Origin of the sequence: Microbacterium sp. Root61 (genome assembly GCF_001427525.1) — a bacterium.
Taxonomy (GTDB): domain Bacteria; phylum Actinomycetota; class Actinomycetes; order Actinomycetales; family Microbacteriaceae; genus Microbacterium.
Genome location: NZ_LMGU01000001.1, coordinates 1,851,698 through 1,870,273 on the forward strand (window position 1 = coordinate 1,851,698; position 18,576 = coordinate 1,870,273).

Annotated in this window: 18 protein-coding genes; 6 read left to right on the forward strand and 12 right to left on the reverse strand. The window is 67.0% G+C overall.

The features are described from left to right. Nucleotides 1-25: 25 nt before the first annotated feature. Together ASD65_RS09025 and ASD65_RS09030 are read right to left on the reverse strand one after the other, a co-directional pair. Entirely contained in the window at nucleotides 26-1,093 is a 1,068-nt protein-coding gene (locus ASD65_RS09025; RefSeq protein ID WP_056221422.1) for a BMP family lipoprotein, read from the reverse strand. Then, nucleotides 1,008-1,820, reverse strand: a complete 813-nt coding sequence (locus ASD65_RS09030) for a GntR family transcriptional regulator (protein ID WP_235566645.1) — start codon at nucleotides 1,818-1,820, stop codon at nucleotides 1,008-1,010. Before ASD65_RS09030 ends, ASD65_RS09025 begins: the two co-directional genes overlap by 86 nt. Before the next feature lie 214 nt (nucleotides 1,821-2,034). Here ASD65_RS09030 and ASD65_RS09035 point away from each other — a divergent pair, with 214 nt between their 5' ends. The 3 genes from ASD65_RS09035 (at nucleotide 2,035) to ASD65_RS09045 (ending at nucleotide 5,956) form a co-directional block, all read left to right on the forward strand. Beyond that, on the forward strand, nucleotides 2,035-3,561 hold the full coding sequence (locus ASD65_RS09035; protein WP_082561647.1) for a deoxyguanosinetriphosphate triphosphohydrolase family protein: 1,527 nt from the start codon (nucleotides 2,035-2,037) through the stop codon (nucleotides 3,559-3,561). A gap of 158 nt (nucleotides 3,562-3,719) precedes the next feature. Further along, a complete protein-coding gene (locus ASD65_RS09040) occupies nucleotides 3,720-4,958 on the forward strand; it encodes an MFS transporter (RefSeq protein WP_056221428.1) in 1,239 nt (412 codons plus the stop codon). Beyond that, nucleotides 4,955-5,956 carry a DUF2804 domain-containing protein gene (locus ASD65_RS09045; RefSeq protein ID WP_056221431.1) on the forward strand — a complete coding sequence of 334 codons (1,002 nt, stop codon included), beginning with the start codon at nucleotides 4,955-4,957 and terminating at the stop codon, nucleotides 5,954-5,956. The genes ASD65_RS09040 and ASD65_RS09045 overlap by 4 nt, the downstream gene beginning before the upstream one ends. A 45-nt stretch (nucleotides 5,957-6,001) precedes the next feature. On the opposite strand, the gene ASD65_RS09050 is transcribed toward ASD65_RS09045, so the two are convergent. The 3 genes from ASD65_RS09050 to ASD65_RS09060 form a co-directional block, all read right to left on the reverse strand. After that, nucleotides 6,002-6,577: an NADPH-dependent FMN reductase gene (locus ASD65_RS09050; RefSeq protein WP_056221435.1), complete on the reverse strand. Its 576-nt coding sequence runs from the start codon at nucleotides 6,575-6,577 to the stop codon at nucleotides 6,002-6,004. 139 nt (nucleotides 6,578-6,716) lie between these two features. Next, the gene (locus tag ASD65_RS09055; protein ID WP_056221438.1) at nucleotides 6,717-8,087 is read right to left on the reverse strand and encodes an FAD-binding oxidoreductase; all 1,371 of its coding nucleotides are present in this window, start codon (nucleotides 8,085-8,087) and stop codon (nucleotides 6,717-6,719) included. Nucleotides 8,088-8,229: 142 nt separating this feature from the next. Then, entirely contained in the window at nucleotides 8,230-9,057 is an 828-nt protein-coding gene (locus tag ASD65_RS09060; protein ID WP_056221441.1) for a hypothetical protein, read from the reverse strand. A 244-nt stretch (nucleotides 9,058-9,301) separates the two neighbouring features. Here ASD65_RS09060 and ASD65_RS09065 point away from each other — a divergent pair, with 244 nt between their 5' ends. Beyond that, the gene (locus tag ASD65_RS09065; RefSeq protein WP_156378821.1) at nucleotides 9,302-9,718 is read left to right on the forward strand and encodes a hypothetical protein; all 417 of its coding nucleotides are present in this window, start codon (nucleotides 9,302-9,304) and stop codon (nucleotides 9,716-9,718) included. 58 nt (nucleotides 9,719-9,776) lie between these two features. On the opposite strand, the gene ASD65_RS09070 is transcribed toward ASD65_RS09065, so the two are convergent. Further along, on the reverse strand, nucleotides 9,777-10,322 hold the full coding sequence (locus ASD65_RS09070; RefSeq protein ID WP_082561648.1) for a MarR family winged helix-turn-helix transcriptional regulator: 546 nt from the start codon (nucleotides 10,320-10,322) through the stop codon (nucleotides 9,777-9,779). A 92-nt stretch (nucleotides 10,323-10,414) separates the two neighbouring features. Here ASD65_RS09070 and ASD65_RS09075 point away from each other — a divergent pair, with 92 nt between their 5' ends. Both ASD65_RS09075 and ASD65_RS09080 read left to right on the forward strand, forming a co-directional pair. Beyond that, nucleotides 10,415-10,744 (forward strand): DUF7882 family protein, encoded by a 330-nt coding sequence (locus ASD65_RS09075; RefSeq protein WP_056221448.1) that lies wholly within the window; start codon nucleotides 10,415-10,417, stop codon nucleotides 10,742-10,744. 526 nt (nucleotides 10,745-11,270) lie between these two features. After that, entirely contained in the window at nucleotides 11,271-12,221 is a 951-nt protein-coding gene (locus ASD65_RS09080) for a manganese catalase family protein (RefSeq protein ID WP_056221451.1), read from the forward strand. A gap of 194 nt (nucleotides 12,222-12,415) precedes the next feature. Here ASD65_RS09080 and ASD65_RS09085 read toward each other — a convergent pair whose 3' ends face one another. The 6 genes from ASD65_RS09085 to ASD65_RS09110 are packed head-to-tail and all read right to left on the reverse strand — an operon-like array spanning nucleotide 12,416 to nucleotide 18,557. After that, nucleotides 12,416-13,384 (reverse strand): fumarylacetoacetate hydrolase family protein, encoded by a 969-nt coding sequence (locus ASD65_RS09085; protein WP_056221454.1) that lies wholly within the window; start codon nucleotides 13,382-13,384, stop codon nucleotides 12,416-12,418. Beyond that, nucleotides 13,381-14,409: an amidohydrolase family protein gene (locus tag ASD65_RS09090; RefSeq protein ID WP_056221457.1), complete on the reverse strand. Its 1,029-nt coding sequence runs from the start codon at nucleotides 14,407-14,409 to the stop codon at nucleotides 13,381-13,383. Before ASD65_RS09090 ends, ASD65_RS09085 begins: the two co-directional genes overlap by 4 nt. Continuing rightward, nucleotides 14,406-15,539 (reverse strand): FAD-dependent monooxygenase, encoded by a 1,134-nt coding sequence (locus ASD65_RS09095; protein WP_056221460.1) that lies wholly within the window; start codon nucleotides 15,537-15,539, stop codon nucleotides 14,406-14,408. The genes ASD65_RS09090 and ASD65_RS09095 overlap by 4 nt, the downstream gene beginning before the upstream one ends. A gap of 35 nt (nucleotides 15,540-15,574) precedes the next feature. After that, nucleotides 15,575-16,585 (reverse strand): cyclase family protein, encoded by a 1,011-nt coding sequence (locus tag ASD65_RS09100; protein ID WP_200948644.1) that lies wholly within the window; start codon nucleotides 16,583-16,585, stop codon nucleotides 15,575-15,577. Further along, nucleotides 16,582-17,538: a fumarylacetoacetate hydrolase family protein gene (locus ASD65_RS09105; RefSeq protein WP_056224679.1), complete on the reverse strand. Its 957-nt coding sequence runs from the start codon at nucleotides 17,536-17,538 to the stop codon at nucleotides 16,582-16,584. The genes ASD65_RS09100 and ASD65_RS09105 overlap by 4 nt, the downstream gene beginning before the upstream one ends. 2 nt (nucleotides 17,539-17,540) lie before the next feature. Beyond that, nucleotides 17,541-18,557, reverse strand: a complete 1,017-nt coding sequence (locus ASD65_RS09110; protein WP_056224680.1) for a VOC family protein — start codon at nucleotides 18,555-18,557, stop codon at nucleotides 17,541-17,543. Nucleotides 18,558-18,576: the final 19 nt, after the last annotated feature.

The window sequence follows — 18,576 nt, forward strand, 5'->3', positions numbered from 1 at the left end:
GCCTTTCTTAGGGGTGTTGAGGGTGTCAGCTCTTGCCGAACCAGTCGGGGTTGCCGCTGTCGATGGCGTTCCACACGACGATGTCGCCGGAGATGATGCGCTCCTTGAGCTCGTCGATGCGGGCGATCGTGTCCTCGCCGATGGCGTCGCGGGTGAACTCGAAGTCGGTGAGTCCGACGCCGTCCTGCTTGAGACCGAGGTTGATCGTCTTGCCGGCGGGGAACTTGCCCGCGGCGTAGTCCGCGAGAACGGTCTCCATCGCGACGTCGGTCTTCTTCAGCATGCTCGTGAGCACGTTGCCGGGAGCCATGCCGTCCTGGTTCGTGTCGACGCCGACCGCATAGTGGTTGGCGTCCTTCGCCGCTTGGATGACACCGGCTCCCGTACCGCCCGCGACGGCGTAGACGATGTCGGCGCCCTGGTCGAACATCGACTGTGCGAGCTGCTGCCCCTTCGTCGGGTCACCGAAGTCGTTCGAGTAGGCCACGAGCACCTTCACGTCGGGGTCGACATCGCGCGCCCCCTGGGCGAAGCCCACGAGGAACTTGTCGATGCCGGCGGCCTGGGTGCCGCCGATGACGCCGATGACCTTCTCAGGGTTGATCTTCGGATCGCTCGTGTTGGTGGTGTGGATCGCGGCGAGGGCACCGGCGAGGTACGACCCCTCCTGCTCCTGGAACACGACCGACGCGACGTTGTCGCCCTCGGCGACGGCGTTCAGCTGGACCCAATCGGTGTCGGGATAGTCGGCGGCGACACGCGGAAGCACCTCGGCATGCGATGCCTCGAGGTCGATGACCAGACCGAGCCCACCATCGCCTGCGCGACGGAGGACCTGCTCACCCTGACCGACCACGTCGTCCGACTCGATCGAGGTGCCCTCCATGCCGTTGGTCTTCAGCCCGCTGTTGAAGCCCTTCAGCGCGAGGTCGTTGTACGACTCGTCGCCGAGGCCGCCCTGCGCGATCACGAGGGCAGCACGGCCGACTTCACTGTCGCTTCCGCTGTCATTGCCGTTCGTCTGCGCCGAGCATCCGGTGACCAGCAGCAAGGCCGCCACCGGTGCGATGGCTAGAGCGATTCGATTCTTCATGGGTTTCTCCGTGGGTGGGTGCGAATGTGATGTGGTACAGGTATTCCGTCCCGAGGTACCGGGCGCGGACGACTTCGATCAGGCGGCCGTTCTGATCGCGCGATGCGCGGACGACCTCGATCAGGGCGGTGCCCTCGTCGACGCCGAGCAGCTCGGCGTCTCGGGCGCCGGCGTTGATCGCGCGGAGCGATTCATCGCCGGAAGACAGGAAGATGCCACCGGAACGCATGGACTCGTAGAGCGAGAACGACTCACGTGCGGCGACCGGCTCGGTGACGCCGATCCGGTCGGCCACGTCCTCAGGGATCAGCGCGCGGTGCACACCGACGGGGCGGTCGTTCACGTGCCGAAGCCGCTCGATCTGCACCAGCGGCTCTGCACCGACGGATTCCAGGTCGAACGCGCTCGCGGGCCTGGCCGGATCCGCCGCAGCGAATCGCTCGAACGCCAGCAGCTCGCTGCGCGGCGAGAGGCCCAGCCCGTGCACGTGCTGCGAGAAGCTCGTCAGCTCGGGCAGCAGTCGCTCCATCGGGCGAGCGTTCACGAAGGTGCCCTTGCCCTGGCGTCGCGTCACGAGCCCACGATCGGCGAGTGTGTCGAACGCCTTGATGACGGTGGCGCGGCTGAGGCGATTCTCCCTGGCCAGCACCGTCTCGCTCGGCAACGGATCACCGGGGCTGAGCTTGGCGAGCTCTATGTGGTCCTGTAAGGCATTGGCTAATTGCACGTAGAGAGGCTGCGCGCCGCGCCCGTGCTCAAGTTCTACATACATCGTTGTCGGATCTCCATCGTTGGCATGACCGCTTGTCCGGTCAAGTGTGCAACATGACCGCTTGTCCGGTCAAGTTCGAATGTAGAGTGACTTCCATCGCGTCATGCCCCGTTTTACAGAGACGTAACATGCGGATGCGAGATCTTCACATACGCCGAGAGGAGCGACCATGTCGCCCGAGTCGACCATTCCGACGGATGACCAGGCCCTGCTCGCGCGTCGGTCGCGGGCCCACTCCGAACCGGAACAGGACTCGGCGCATCCGTTCACCCTCGACCTGGAGCGGATCCAGTTCTCGCCCTACTTCTCGCGTCTGTCGGCGGTGACGCAGGTGGTCTCCCCCTCACTGCCCGGCGCTCCGGTCCACAACCGGCTCACGCACACGCTGAAGGTGGGCGCCATCGCGCGCGCCGTCGCGATCCACCTCAACGAGGCATCGCTGCGCACCGAGAACCGCCTCTCCTGCGACCCGCAGGTCGTCGAAGCCGCCGCGCTCGCCCACGACCTGGGCCACCCGCCGTTCGGTCATCTCGGCGAATCCGTGCTCGACCGCCTCGCGCGGGAGGAGCTCGATCTGCCGGACGGATTCGAGGGCAACGCGCAGACCTACCGGATCCTCACCGCGCTGGACGTGACCGAACACGTGCCCGCCGGCCTGAATCTCACGGCCGCCGTCCGCACCGCCACGGCGAAGTACCCGTGGGCGCCCTCGATCGACCCGACCACGCTCGATCGGCTCGGTGCACCCCGCGGCATCCGTCGCACACCCGATGGCGGGTACACGGTGTTCAAGTACTCCGCGTACGAGACAGAGCTCGCCGACCTGGAGTCCGCGCGATCAGAGATGGGCGTCCCCACGCTGCAGCAATCGATCGAGGGCGCCGTGATGGACATCGCCGATGACATCGCCTACTCCGTGCACGATATCGACGACTTCTACCGCGCCGGCATCCTCGATCACGCGCCGATCGCCGCAGAGTTCCGCGGCTGGCTCGAAGCCGTTGCGGACTGGCAGGGGATGGATGCCGCATCCGTCACCGGCACGCAGGAGCACGGTCACGCGATCGAACGCCTCCGCCGGAAGATCGCGCGGGATGACCCCTGGATCGCGGACGACGAGGCGTTCCACGACGCCGTCGCCGACGTCTTCCGCGAGCTGGTGGACGAGCTCCTCGCCCGTCCGTTCGACGGCTCACTGACCGCCGAACGTCGACTCGCTGCCTTCACCGATCGCTGGATCCGCACGCTTCAGGTCGCGGTCCGCCCCTCGCCCACCGCCGCCCTGCGGTCAGGTCCGGTGACGCTGTCGGTGCAGGCCTGGCACCACGTCGAGGTGCTCAAGTTCGTGCACCGCCGCTTCGTCCTGAGCCGCCCCGACCTCGCGATCCATCAGCGCGGGCTGCGCCGCATCCTGTCCCGCTCCGTCCGCGCACTCATCGCGTGGCTCGAGGACGCGCAGGACCGGGACCGCGTCCCGCTGCGCCTGCGCGAGCTCATCGACCTGGCGCTGAGCGACCAGCGACGGTGGGCCGCGGAATCCGGGACCGCCCTGCCGCCCGGGCGCCTGGACGCGCTTGCTCGCGGGCGCGGGGTGCTCGACTACGTCGCATCTCTGACCGACGCCCAGGCCTTCGCCCTGTCGGAGGCCATCTCGGGCCGCGCCGACCGGCTCTGGTCTGTGGGTCAGCGCCTCTGAGCAGCGGTCGCCGCGTCACGACGGCCCCTCCTCCACAGGGCACTCCACCCGCGACCCGGCGATCGTCATCGAGCCACTACAGTGATCTGGCGCGGCCTCATACCTGAAACCTGCGCGCAATTTGCCACGCGGCAAAGACGCCGTGGAGAAGGAGACCCGTGAGCACGCTCGCTGCGGCACCGCCGCGCACATCCGACCGACGACTGTTGACGTGGATGTTCGTGATGAACGCCGCGCTGCTGACCTGCTACGCGGGATTCATGGTCATCTTCATCCCCGACCAGGTGCAGCAGCTCGACCCCGTCAACAAGGTGGGCAACCTCGCCATCGTGATGACGGCATCCTCGGTCGGCGCGATCATCATCCACCCGCTGATCGGCGCGTTCTCCGACCGGACCCGCAGCAGGTTCGGTCGGCGAGCGCCGTGGATGATCCTCAGCGCCGCGACCGCCGCGGTATTCATGGTGCTGTTGTCCGGCGCCGCCGAGCTGTGGACGCTCGGTGTCTACTGGGTGCTGGTGATGCTGGCGCTGAACGCGCTCGCCACGGCGCAGGCCGCCATCGTCCCCGACCGGATCCGTCGGGAGCGCTTCGGCGTCGCCTCCGGTGTGCTGGCGATGGGGACGTTCCTCGGCATGGGACTCGGCGTCGCCGGCGCCGGGTTCTTCGCGCAGAGCATCGGGATCGGCTACGCGACCTTCGGCGCGATGATCCTGGTGGCCACGCTGCTGTTCACGATCTTCAACCGCGACTTCTCCTCACGCGAGCTGGGCGTGCCACCGTTCAATTGGAAGACGTTCTTCGCGAGCTTCTGGGTGAGCCCCCGGGCCTACCCGGACTTCTGGTGGGCGTTCGCAGGCCGATTCATGCTCATCCTCGCCTACCAGAGCGTGCAGTCCTATCTCCTGTACATCCTGCGCGATTACATCGGTGTCTCCGATGCCGCTTCGACGGCGCTCAGCACACCGCTGACGGCCGTGATGCTGGTCGGCGCCCTGGCCACGGCATTCGCCATGGGCAAGCTCAGCGATCGTCTCGGCCGACGCAAGATCTTCGTCATCATCGCGTCGCTCATCATGGCGGGATCCCTGGTGATCCCCCTCGTCTCCCCCACCGTGGCGGGGATGTTCGCGCTCGCGGCCACCTTCGGCCTCGGCTACGGCATCTACATGAGCGTCGACTCCGCGTTGATGAACGAGGTGCTCCCCAAGGCCGAAGCAGCCGGCAAGGATCTCGGCATTCTGAACATCGCCACGACGCTGCCGCAGGCGCTCACGCCGGTCATCGTCTGGGCCCTCATCGCTCTCACCGGCAGCTACACGACGGTCTTCGCAGCCGGCATCGTCTTCGCCATCGTCGGGGCCCTGTCGGTCCTCCCGATCAAGTCGGTGCGATGACCGCTCACGAGATCACCACCCCGGTCGCCCTCGTCCGACCCGACGGACGCCTCGATCCCGCGTCGATCGGATGGACGCGGCGCCAGCTGCACGACACAGACCGGATCGGCCGCGGCTGGTACGGCTGGGGGCGCAACAAGCGCTGGGAATACTGGGGGATCGTCACCCCGACGCACATCGTCGCCCTCACCATCGCGGCGCTGGACTTCGCCAACGTGCGGCAGCTCTGGATCCTGGATCGCACGACCCACGAGAGCATCGACACCTTCGAGATCCGGCCGCTCAACCGCGGCGTATCCCTCGCCGGCACGCATGGCAGGGGTCCGAACTGCGCCCACGGACCCGGACTGTCACTGCGCTTCGACGAAGCGGTCGGCGGCACCCGGCTTCGCGCGCGGACCTCACGGGTGCGGGTGGATCTCTTCGCGGAGACCCGCCCAGGTCATGAGGCCATGGGCATCGCGTCACCGCACAGCAGACGCCTCGTCGACTACACCGTGAAGGATGTGGATCGCCCCACCCGCGGCACGCTGACCATCGATGACGTCATCTACGACGCCTCCGGATTCGCCGTGCTCGACCACGCCCGCTCGCGCGGCCCGTACCGCACCGACTGGAACTGGGGTGCGGCGGTCGGAGAGGTCGACGGACGACGAATCGGGATCAACCTCGGCGGCGGCGGACCTCGCGGGCTGCGCCACGGCCTGTCTCACACGGCCTTCACCGTCGATGGTCGAGTCCACAAGATCCCCACGGTGCTGGAGTGGGAGTTCGACCACACCGACTGGATGAAGCCGTGGCGGCTGTTCACGGATCGTGTCGAGCTGACTTTCACGCCGTTCTACGACCGCTACGCACGCACCAACCTGCTGGTCATCCGCTCCACGACGCACCAGTGCTTCGGTACCTTCCGAGGCCGCGTGCAAACCGACGAGGGCGAGTGGATCACCGTCGACGGCCTCGAAGGCTGGGCCGAGGACGTCCACAACCGCTGGTGAGGATGGTGAAACGCTGCGGAGCGCGTCCGCGGATCTGACGATCCGTCACACGGGCTCCTGCCGCGGCAGCACGGTGAGCACCCGCTCGATGTGGTCGCGGAATTCCGCCATGAAGGTGCGGAGGAACTCCTCGGTCCGCGTGCTGGTGATCGTGCCGTCGTCCTCGAAGTCTTCGTACGAGAAGCGCACGTAGGCCTCCGGCGCGGTCATCTGTCGCGCGTTGCAGAAGCTCAGCACGCCGCGCAGACTCTGTTGCGCGACCGCGGTTCCGATCGGGCCGGTGGAGGCTCCGATCACCGCGGCCGGGATGTGGTCGAACGAGTTCTGCCCCCACGGCCGCGATGCCCAGTCGATCGCGTTCTTCAACGCACCGGGGATCGACCTGTTGTATTCGGGCGTGACGAACAGGACCGCATCCATCGCCGAGATGGCGTCCTTCAGCGCTCTCCCCTGCGGCGGATAATCGGCGTCGTAGTCGGGGCTGTACAGCGGAAGATCGCGGATGGGGATTTCGATGAGCTCGAACTCTTCGGGCGCGACGCTGATCAGCGCTTTCGAGAGGATGCGGTTGATCGATGTCGACGAGAGACTCCCGACGAAGTAACCGACTCGGTAGGACATGGCGGCTCCCCTGTTCGCGGCGATACAGGTTCAGTGTGCTCCCGTGGCGAAGATGCCGGTAGCCCCGCTGCGGCTCCGCCTCCCGTCCGAGGAATAGGGCGGTGCACGCCGATGACCTAAGTCGCGGCATCCGGATCGACTACGGTGCGATGTTCTGGTTCACGTGGAACAGATTGCCGGGATCGTAGGCCTGCTTGACCGAGCGCAGCCGGGCGTAGTTCGCGCCGTAGTTCGTGGACGCCTGCGGCTGATCGTCCTCCGAGAGGAAGTTGACGTAGCCGCCGCCCTGCGCGAACGGCTCGATCGCCGCGTAGTAGTCCTTGACCCACGCGATGTTCGCCGCGTTCTCGGTCGGATCCGGCCACATTCCGGCGATCACGACCGCGAATGTGGCGTCCCGGTGGCCGAAGGCCGTCGCATCCGATGCCACGTCGTGACACGCCCCGTTGATCGGGTAGAAGTGCACGGTGGAGTTGACCGTCGGCACCAACGGCCCGTGCTGCATGTGCACGGCGATCGACTCGGGGGTGAGCTCGTCGAAGAACGCGGCCTTCCAGTAGTGCTGCAGGCCCGGGGGCACGAGGGCGTCGAACGCGCCGTTCAACGCCGGATAGGGCATCGGCCCGACGCCGTCCGCCACGGGCTGTGCGACATCGCGGAAGCCCTGCACGATCTTCTCCCCCTCTGACGCCGACCCGTTGACGCAGAAGATGACGACGAGGAACGGCTCGCCGACGCGGTTCTCGGGTACGAAGGGCAACGGCGGCGCGATCTGGAACGCGGGGAACCCGCCGAACTCGCGAGGGGCCGTGCGCACGGCCGCGTCGAAGTGCGCCAGGATCGCCGGACCATCGGCAAGCTCGAAGAACATCGGACCGCCGTAGATCTCGGCAACGGGATGCATCCGGAAGCGGAACTTCGTCACCACGCCGAAGTTGCCCCCGCCACCACGCAGCGCCCAGAACAAGTCGGGCTTCTCCTCCGGGCTCGCGGTGACCACGCTGCCGTCGGCGAGCACGACTTCGGCCGACAGCAGGTTGTCGCACGACAGTCCGTAGCCGCGGGCGAGATAGCCGATTCCACCGCCGAGGGTCAGTCCGCCGACGCCCGTCGTCGACACGATCCCGCCGGTCGTGGCGAGCCCGTATTCGCCGGCCGCGGCATTGAACATCCCCCACGTCGCCCCGCCTCCGACTTCCGCCGTGGCGGACGCGGGGTCGATCTGCACGGACGTGAGGTCGCCCAGGTCGGCGACGAGCGCGCCGTCGGCCGTGCCGAATCCCGGCACGCTGTGACCTCCACCCCTGATGGCGAGATCGACTCCCGAATCGGCTGCCGCGCGGACGACCGCGGCGACATCGGCGGCGTCCTGACATCGCACGATCGCAGCCGGTCGCCGATCGATCATCGCGTTGTAGACGACCCGTGCCTGGTCGTACCCTGCATCGCCCTCGGCGATGAGAGAACCCCCCAGGTTCTCTCGCAGCGACTCGAAAACGCTTGTGGACATGGCGACATCCCATCGTCGCAACTGGCACAGCGCAACCGCACGATGCGCACGGGCATCAGTTCCAGTTGGCGGCGACGTTCCTCGCCTTTGCTGGCGCTGTCAAGGGGTTCGGTGGCGCGCGGACAGGCGCGCCGCCGCGCACTCAGTCGCTGCTGAGGAACACCCCGATCCGATCGCCGTCGCGCACGAACTGCAGGGCGCTTCTCTCCGGGAACTTCGCGCGCATATCTTCGGGCGCGTTGCTGTCCACGGTCATCTGCACCGTGGCTGGGAAGTCGCGGATGCGGCACCCGCTGGAGGCAAAGCCGTTGATGGACCAGGAGTTCGGATCCGTGTCCGGTTTGGGCAGTTGCTCGGTCGCGATGGCAGTGAAGCACTCGCTGCCCACCGCGGAATATCCGCCCGTGGTCTCGAACAGCGTCAAGCCGTAGAACTCCCAGGTGACAGAGCTCGGCCCTGCACCGAACCACCCCGCGGGGATGTCGGCCAGGGCGGACGGCTTCAGCGTCGCGATCTGCCGTGCACCGCTGGACGCCGAGACCGGAGAGACGGACACGAGCGCGTAGGTGATCGCCACGGCGAGAGCGCCCGATGCGACGACGCTGAGCGCCCACAGCACACGGGTGCGGAGGGGCAGGGAGGCGGTGGATCGCTTCCGATCGCGACGCCTCGGTCGCGAGCTCGATTCCGGCGGCGCCTCAAGGTCTTCGGGTCGTTCCTCGGTCGAGACACTCAGCGCCGGCTCTGCCTCTATGCGCGGCTCCGGTAGCGACTCGGGCTGCGTCTCCGGCTCGGGTTGTGCGTCGATCGTGGCCTCGACGGCGGCCGGAACTGCCGGCTCCGATTCGCCGTTGAGCGCCTCCAGCTCGCGGAGACTGTCCACTGCGGCCGGGTCCTGATCGATGTCGGCCGCAGGGCCGTACGCGCGGACACGCAGCGCACGCAGTTCGAGGAGAGTCTCGGCGTCCATTTCGAACATCGTCGCAGATGCAGGCGCGAACAGAGGTCGGGATTGTGCCCACTTCGGGCAGCGTGCCGCGAGTGACGGCCAAGCGAGCCACCCGCATCAGGAGCGTAACGATTGAGATTCGCAAGCCGGTCGCACGCCCGCTGGTGCATACGTTGACCGTATGAAGTTCAGGTGGCCGCTCGCGCTGGTGATCGCCGTGTCGGCTCTCGCTCTCACGTCCTGCAGCCCGGGGAGCATCGGGTCCATGGGGATCCTCCGCCAGCAGGACGGGTCGCTCGAGGTGCTGATACGCGTCTGCCGTGATTCCGTGGACACGTTGATCCTCAAACCGATCAACTCCTTTCCGCACGAAGACAACGGCGAACCGATGAGTGACGCGTGGCGGGCGGCGTCTCAACCGGAAGTGCCCCTTTCGCCGCCCATCTCGGGCGAGGCGACGGCTGACATGGCGATCGAGGAATCAGAGATACGCACGGATGTCCTCTATGAGCTGTGGGCTGCCGGGAGGGCGGGCAACGTGTTCTCGGCTCAATTCGATGCCGGCATGCTCGCGGCCCTGCAGGCCGGTGAGGTGCTCTCCTCGGAGTCCCTGTACGTGGAAGGCGATGTGATCACCACGCCTGAGGGATTCCGGCGTTACGCCGACGAGTACTGCAACTGACGTGCCGAGATCGCCGGCGCGCTGGCCCCGGAGCTCCCGGCAGAACGCCTGGTCCGAGCTAATCGGCGAGCGAAGGTGATCCGTGGCGACTGCCGTGGTTGCCACCATGCATCGGATGCGGTTCACCCACGTCGTCGACCGCGCGGCGCATCCGTTCCAGAAAGCTCACGATCGTTCGGCTCTGGCTCTCAGTGATGCCGCTTGCGGTGGACAGCATCCGTTCGTCCAGTTCGTCGAGGGCGGAGCGCATTTCGTCGTCCGCTTGCGCGGTGGCGGCGAGGAGGACGCTTCGTCGATCGGTGGGGTGGCGCGTGCGCGCCAGGTGTCCAGACTTCTCCAGCCGATCGATCAGCGCTGTCGTCGACGCCGTGGAGATCCCGAGATAGCGCGCGATATCGGTGGGAGTGACCGTCTCCCCCTCTTCCCTCGCACGCATCAGGAAACTCAGAACGAGCATCTCGTTCTCTCGCATCGACATCGCCTGCCGGGTGCGACGGCGCATCGCCGAGTCAGCGGCCTGATACAACCGGAGTGCTTCCAGCACCTGTCGAGCGCGCGCGACTTCCTTGTCGCTGTCGTAAAAAAAGGCACTCTCGCTGCTCATAAAAAATCTTCCTCTTGCGAGCTTGATTGATAACTAGCTTATCAAGTAACCTCACTGCCGAGCAATCCAAATTCATCGCACAGGGGGGACAAATGGGACAGCTCTTCTACGGCTTCACCGATCAAGCGATCGATATCCCGGATCGCCTTCTCGGGCATCTGAAGGTGGTGGTGACGACCAAGCTGCGGCGCGGCGAGAGCTTCACTCTGACGTGGCGGCACCAGCAGCATGAGCCCGGCGGTCGCACGACGATTTGGCTGCAACCTGCGATCCCTCTCCGGTTTGTGTTCGCCAGCTCTGAGCCTGAAGAACTCGACCGGGACCTGCTGCAGGAGCTCGCGAAGGACGCCAACTCCTCCGGCGGCCTCACCGTGGATCCGTGCCAGGAGCCAGCGATCGCACCCGTACCGCAAGCTGCTTGACGATCCGGGAATCCCCCGCCCGGTACGGGATCTGAGACGACACCTCGACGCAGAGCGCGGCCGCATCGGGAGCGCACCACGCCGAGTACATGAGCGAAGGAGATGAGTGCTCCTTGGAGAACGAGCAATTCGTAGCGAGAGCGATCGAGGATGAGTCTTGGCCAGATCCTCGATCGATGGCCGAGTTGAGGGACGAAGCCGACGACTTCGAAGACGCACTGCGGAATGAGATGATCCAGTCCGGTGCAATAGAGGCCTGGTGAGAGCTTCCGAGGGAAGCTCGGCCCGCCGTGACTGTCCGTATCGGCACCTCGCGGTGGAGCCCCTCGAACCGCACACGCCGTCGGCGTGACGTTCACTGCGAGGGGTCTCCGACCGTGCCCCAGTGGAGGAGGTTGCGCGGCCGGCTTACGACCCGTCTCCCACCGGCGCGCGAGCATACGCGTCGCCTGCACGGCTGTCCACCCCTGCGGGCGCGAGGCGCCGGGCGCGCACACTGACATGACGTTCGCATCGAGGAGGCCCCATGTACTTTCACCTGCAACAACTGATCAACCCCATCGAGCAGGACGAGCCCGATCCTGCGGCAGCCAACGCCCTGCAGGAGGGACTGGGTGGTCAGTTCGGCGAGATGCGCACGATGATGCAGTACCTGTTCCAGAGCATCAACTTCCGTGGCCCCGCCGCGAAGCCCTATCGCGACCTCATCCAGGGCATCGGCACCGAGGAGATAAGCCACGTCGAACTCATCGGCACCACGATCTCGCGGCTGTTGGACGGCTCGCCCGCCTACCACGGCAAGAAGGGCGACCCGATCGACAAGCCGGGAGCCGACGGCGCCACCCCCCTGAACATCGCCCTGGACCACGGCAACATCCACCACTACCTCGTGGGAGCGCAGGGTGCGTTGCCCGTCGACTCGGTGGGGAACCCCTGGAGCGGCAGCTACGTCTACAACTCCGGCAACCTGGTTCTCGACCTCCTCTACAATCTGATGCTGGAATCCACCGGGCGACTGCAGAAGTGCCGGCTGTACGAGATGACAGACAACAAGATGGCTCGCTCCACCATCGCCTACCTGATCGTCCGCGACCAGGCCCACGAGAACGCATACGCGAAGGCTCTGGAGACGCTCGGGATCAACTGGAAGCGGACGCTGCCGATCCCGAAGACCAACGCGGAGCGCTTCCCCGAGGTCAAGCGGCTTCTCGATCTCGGGCTGCAGAGTAAGCAGTACTCGTTCGACCTGGGTGATCAGTCCGAGGCGGGAAAGATCTTCCAGGGGATGTCTCCTTCGAAAGACGGCACCAAGCTCGACGCCAGCGAGCAGGCTCCGGAAGGCGCGCCGTCGGAGATCTCGGTCGAGCGTTTCGAAGAGTTCTCCCCCGGGGCAGACGAGGACCTGATCGCGCTGATCGAGGCGACAGCGGCGATGGAGATGGCCGATATCGACGCCACTTTCGGCCGCATGAGTTGACCGTGCAAACGGTCCGAGTGCCCGGCGCCTCGTTGCGCGCCGATCACCGGGTCGGAGCGGCCACGCCCGAACGCGGATTCTGATGCACTCGCGTCGAACCGTTGCCGCCGCCCGAGAACTACTCCTCCTTCCTCCGAGTGGAGGCAGGAACTACCTCTCGGGCCGGAGGTCGTGGGCGCACGGCTGCCGTCAAGTCAGGCCTTGCGCCGCGCGCGCGAGCGCTGTCGCGCGCGCGGAATCGGCGGCGCAGAGACGCGCGCGCCGACAGTGTTCACGATGTCACCGACGCCCTCCACGACCATCCGGACCTCGTCGCCCTCCTGCAACGGGGGTACGAGTTCGCCGGCGCGACCCCACAGTTCGCCGAGGCATCCTCCGTTGCCGACCGTCCCCGACCCCAGCACATCTCCCGGAACGATGCGGGAGTTGCGCGATGCGTACGCGACGAGCTCCGCGAACGGCCAGCCCATGTTCGAGATGAGGTCCTCTCCTATCAACGCGCCGTTGACGAAGACTTCGGCTCGTATCGTGAGGAAACCCTCGTCGTCGACGAACGGAGCGAGCTCATCGGCTGTGACGATCCAGGGGCCGAGGCTCGTGCCGAAGTCCTTGCCCTTCGCCGGCCCCAGACGCACTTTCATCTCGCGGGCCTGGAGATCGCGGGCAGACCAGTCGTTCATGATCGTGTAGCCGAAGATATGGGATGCCGCAGCTTCGGTCGTGAGGTTCGTCCCTGCTGATCCTGCGGACGCGCCGATCACCGCCGCGAGCTCCAGTTCGAAGTCGAGCTTCTCGGTTTCCGGCGGCGCGACCGGCTCACCCGGACCGAGAACCGTGTGCGGGTTCGTGAAGTAGAACGTCGGCGCCTGGTACCACTCGGGCACGACCTCGCTCGCGCCGTCGATCGACGCACTCATGCCCTCGACGTGCTCCTCGAACGCGACGAAGTCACGGATCGCCGCCGGAACGAGCGGTGCGAGCAGTCGCACGTCGGCCAGCGGGGCGCCCATGCTCGTCGATGCGGCACGGATCCCGGGCAACGCCACGAGACCGAGCTCCAGCACATCGGCGACGGTCACGCCGTCCGGAAACGGGATCACGACGTCGCCGTCGACGAATCCCTCGCCCACGGCATCCCCCTGCCGCCACCGCGCGATCCTCATGCGCGCACCCGGCTTTCGAGCAGACTCGCGGCATTGCCGGAGAGGATCCGCTCGGTGACCTCGTCCGGCAGGCCCGCCGCGCGCACGGCGGCGACGGGATCGTCCAAACCCATGTCGAACGGGAAGTCGCTGCCCAGCACCACCTGAGATGCCCCGGCGACCTCGACGAGGTGGCGCAGGGCGGGGCCGTCGTGCACGACGGTGTCGAACCAGATCCGGCGCAGGTAGCTCGATGGCTCCTGGGCGCAGCCGTGCGCGTCGGGACGCACCCGCCACGCATGGTCGGAGCGTCCGATCGCTGTGGGCAGATAGCCGCCACCGTGCGCGGCGACGATCTTGAGTCCCGGATGGCGGTCCAGCACACCGGCGAAGATGAGGTGAGACAGCGCCACCGCGTTCTCGGCCGGCTGCCCGACCGTGTTGGCGAGGTAGAACCGGTCGAGGCGCTCATCGAGGCTGCAACCGAACGGATGCAGGAAGACGATCGCGCCGAGCTCTTCGACACGCGACCAGAACGGCTCGAGCCGCGGGTCCGACAGCTCGACATCGCCGGCGAAGGAGGAGATCTCGACGCCCGCGAGCCCGCGTCCGAGTACCGCATCGTCGACGCATTCGAGGATGCGTGAAGCGTGCTGCAACGGGACGACGCCGAGCCCGATGAGGCGGTCGGGCGCGGCGGCGACGTGCTCGGCGACCAGCCTGTTGGTCTCCTGCGCCACCCACACCGCCAGTTGCTCGTTCGCCCAGGGATAGAAGTGGTTCGGTGACACACTCACCCACTGCCGATCGACACCCTGCGCGTCCATCGCGGCCAGCCGAACGGCGACATCCGTGAGCTTCGGAACGCGGGCGCCGACCATGGGTCCCGACACGCGCTGACTCTCCGCGCCGTTGCGCCGGAGGTCGAGCTCGGCTGCAGCGGACACTCCTGCGGGATCGCGACGCTCGACCTCGGCGTGGAGCCCCGGCAGCAGGACGTGCGCATGCACATCGGTGACCGGCATCCGCTCGCCCGTCCCGCTCATGCCGGCTCCGCCATCTGGTGCGCGATCGCGAACATGAGGCCGGGCACGTCCGCGTCGCGAACACCATCCAGCTGCCACTGGCCCAGCTGCACGGATGCCTCGACAACGGCCCGGGCGCGCGGGAGACGCCGTGCATGGAATTCGTCCCAGAGCTGCTGATCGACTGCATCACGGGAGACGAGGAGTTCGGTGAGGACGAAGGCGTCCTCCAACGCCTGAGCGGCGCCCTGCGCGATCGTCGGAGGGCAGCTGTGCGCGGCATCCCCGATGATCACGACGCGCCCGCGATTCCACGGCGCGGGCACGACGTGGGAGGTGAACCACGTGTAGTTGACGTGCGCGCCGGCCGAGAGGTCGGCGCGGATCGACTCCCACGGCCCCTGGTAGGCCATCGACTCGCCCTGCATGATCTCGACGGCTTGCGCGTCGGTGACGGCGCTGCGGTCCTGGGCCTGCTCGACGAGGAACGCGTACATCGAGTCCTCACCGGTCGGGGTATAGCCCGCGATGTAGACCGGGCCGCCGTAGTACAGTTCGCTGCGGACGACGTCGGCGGGCCGCGATACGAACGAACGCCAGATGCCCATGCCGGTCGGCTGGGGCGTGGTCTCGATGCCGATCAGTCCACGGACCGTGGAGTTGAGCCCGTCCGCACCGATCAGCAGATCGAACACTCCGGTGGACGCCTCGTTCACGAACACCTCGACACCATCGGCGCGTGAATCCAGTCCGGTCACTCCCGAACCGAAGTGCACGCGCACCCCGGCCTTCGCGGCGTGTTCGTGCAGGATGCGGGCGAGTTCGGGACGCGGCATCCCCATCCCTGCCGGGTAATCCGGACCGCCGGTCTTCACATCGGGAAGCTCGGCGACGATCGGCGCCCCTGGGCCGGGAGCACGGAGGTTCAGGCCCTCGAAGGGATAGCCGGCCGCGCGAACGTCCTCCCAGACGCCGAGGGCATCGAACACGCGCAGGGCGTTGCCCTGCAGCGAGATGCCGGAGCCGAGCGCGCTCAACTCCGGTTTCACCTCGAACACGTCGACCTCGACACCGCCCTTCGCGAGCTGGATGGCGGCGGCCATCGCCGCCACGCCGCTGCCGGCGATCGCGACCTTGTGTACTGCGGTCATGTCAGAACCTCTCTGTTCTTGAACGAGTGTGCGCGTCAGAAGACGGCGACGGGATTGATCGGAGAGCCCACCGCTCCGGTGATCGGCAGCGGCGGGGCAGACAGCAGGAAGTCCCACCGTCTGCGCGCACGGCAGGAGGCGGCGAGCGCATCCAGATCCCACATCTCGCCGATCGTCAGACCCATGTTGGGGATCACGACTTGGTGCAGCGGCTGGAAGGAGGGCACGTCGAACTCGTTGGGCCGCACCTCGAATCCCCAGGTGTCGGTCGCGATCGCGGCGATCTCCGTGCGATGCAGCCAGCCCGCCGTCGTCAGCGAAAGCCCCGCGGCAGGGCCACCGGCGTACTCGCCCCACCCCTCGCGGCGCGCGCGGGCGAGACGTCCGGTGCGCACGAGCACGATGTCGCCGCGGCCGATGGCCACGCCCTGGGCGGCGGCGCAGGCGTCGAGTTCGGCCGCGCTGATCGCGTGTCCGTCGGGCAGTTCGCCGTCCTCTGGTCGCAGGTGCGCGCCGATGTCGAGCAGAACCCCGCGCGAGACGATGACGGATGCCGCGTGCTCGATACCGGTGACGAGATCGCCCTCACTCGTGACGACGTCACCCGCACGACGCCCGTTCCAGGCGACGCCGTGATCGAAGATGTGGCCGAGCCCATCCCACTGGGTCGAGCACTGGAGCGGCATGGCGATGACGTCATCGGCCCCGCCGATGCCGTGCGGGAACCCCTGGTTGCCACGCTCAGCATCGACGCCGGTGTCTGTCATCGTGTGCACGGGATTCGTGCGGCGACGCCAGCCCTTCTGCGGGCCGTCGGTATCGAACGACTGCGCGAGCGAGATCACCGTGCCCTCAGTGACCAGTGCAGCGGCCTCGACCCGCTTTGCCGCGTCGATGAAGTTGAGCGTGCCGAGCACGTCATCCTCGCCCCAGCGCCCCCAGTTCCGGAAGGCTTCGGCACGCGCGACGATCTCCACCTCAGGATTCGACCGGTCGATGTCTGCGGGGTTCTCCGACGGGCGATTCGTCTCGCCGCGCTCGTTCACCGACCGGCCTCTTCGGCGACACAGCGCACGACCTGGGTGCCCAGTCCGCTGATCAAGCCGGTCATCACATCGCCGTCGCGCAGGAACCGTTTCCAGTGTTGGCCGTTGCCTGCGGGGCTCCCCGTCAGCAGCAGATCTCCCGGAAGGAGCGGCATCGTCTGGCTCGCGCCCGAGATGAGCGCGGCGATGTCGAACAGCAGATCGCTGGTGCGCCCGTCCTGCATCACCTGGCCGTTGAGCTCGAGGCGTACCTCGAGGTCTCCCCCATCGATGAAGGGCGCCGGTACCAGGAACGGACCGGTCGGCAGGAATCCCGGGGCGTTCTTGGCCCGGTACCAGTCGGTGCCGATCTCCTTCATGTCCTTGCGGAACACCAGGTCGCGCGTGGTGACGTCGTTGACGATCGTGTAGCCCGCGACATGGTCCAGAGCGTCCTCCCGTGAGACGCGGAACGCTTCGCGGCCGATCACGATCGCGAGCTCGAGTTCCCAGTCGTGCACCTCGCTGTAGGCGGGCAGGACCAGGGGGACGTCATCGCCCACCACACAGGCGGGCAGTCCGATGAAGAAGTACGGTTCGCCGTTCGCCGCTCGATCGTCCATCATCTTCGCGGCGAACTCCCGAGCCTCCTCCGGGGTGCGGTCCGAGTTCTGCGTCAGACCCGCTGCGACCAGTTCGATCACGTGCTCCCGGTAGTTCGCCCCCGCCTGCAGCACCTGGCGCGGCTGCACCGGAGCCGTCAGCGTCACGTCCGACAGCGGCATCCACTCGTCTCCGTTCACCGCAGCGAGCGCGGCGAGCCGGTCCCAGTCCGGCGCCGACAGGAAGTCGTTGAGGTCGGCGGCTCCGAGCTCGTCGGCGGTGAGCGGGCGGATACGCTCCCCCGCGACCAGCCCGAGGCGCACACCGGCACCGTCGCGGAAGCGGGCGAGGGCGAAAGGTGCATCCACGATCGTCAGCCCCGACCCTGCTTGGCGTAGGGGTTGAACAGGGCGTCCTTGATCTCGTCGGGGACGCCTTCTTCCGTGGCGCTGGGACCGTCGGCGGCAGGGAACGACTCGGTCATCGACATCGGCATGGCACCGTTGCGGTAGAAGTTGTTCGAGCCGAGCGACGGCTTCCACGTGTTGGGCTCCCAGTCCGGCACGTAGTTGCGGTAGCCGCCCGTGTTCAGCTCGATGCGCAGGCTCGACGGCTCGCGATAGTAGAGGAAGGTCTGCTCACCGATGCCGTGGATGGAGGGCCCGTACTCGATCGGGTACCCGTTCTCCATCAGCACGTCGGCGGCGATGAGGAGCTCTTCGCGAGTGTCGACCCAGAAGGCGTAGTGGTTGATACGGCCGGCACGGCTGGAGCCGTCGAGAACGACACCGAGATCGTGGGACTTCTCGTTCGTCGTGAGCACCGAGAAGACCGAGATGGGCGCCTCGTCGAGGATCGTCTTGGCCATGATGCGGAAACCGAGCACCTCGTTGTACCAGGCGGCGAACGCGTCGACATCGCTGGTGGCGACCGTGACGTGGTCGAGCTGGCGAGGCGCACCCGCGACCTTGCTGCGCTTCTCGGGACGATCGGGGTAGATCGACACGTCCTGAGCAGGAGCCTGGTGACGCTCCACGTCCCAGTGCAGGGTCATACTGTGCCCCCACGGCCCGGTGAAGTGGTAGGCACGGCCGATCGCGGGGCCGTCGAACCACTCGCCCTGGATGCCCGCGGCCTCGACGCGCGACGCCGCCTCCACCAGCGCCTCAGCGCTGGAGGTCCGCCAGGCCATCGTCGACAGCGCGGGCTCATCGCCGGGCAGGACGACGACGGAGTACTTGTAGTAGTCCCCCCAGCAGCGGAGGTAGACGGCACCGTCGATGCGTTCGACGACGGTCAGGCCGACCTGCGCCTCATAGAACGCGACGGATGCCTCCACGTCCGGCGTCGTGATCGCGACATACGAGAGGTGGGACAACAGCTTGATCATCTTCGATCCTTTCGAGCGG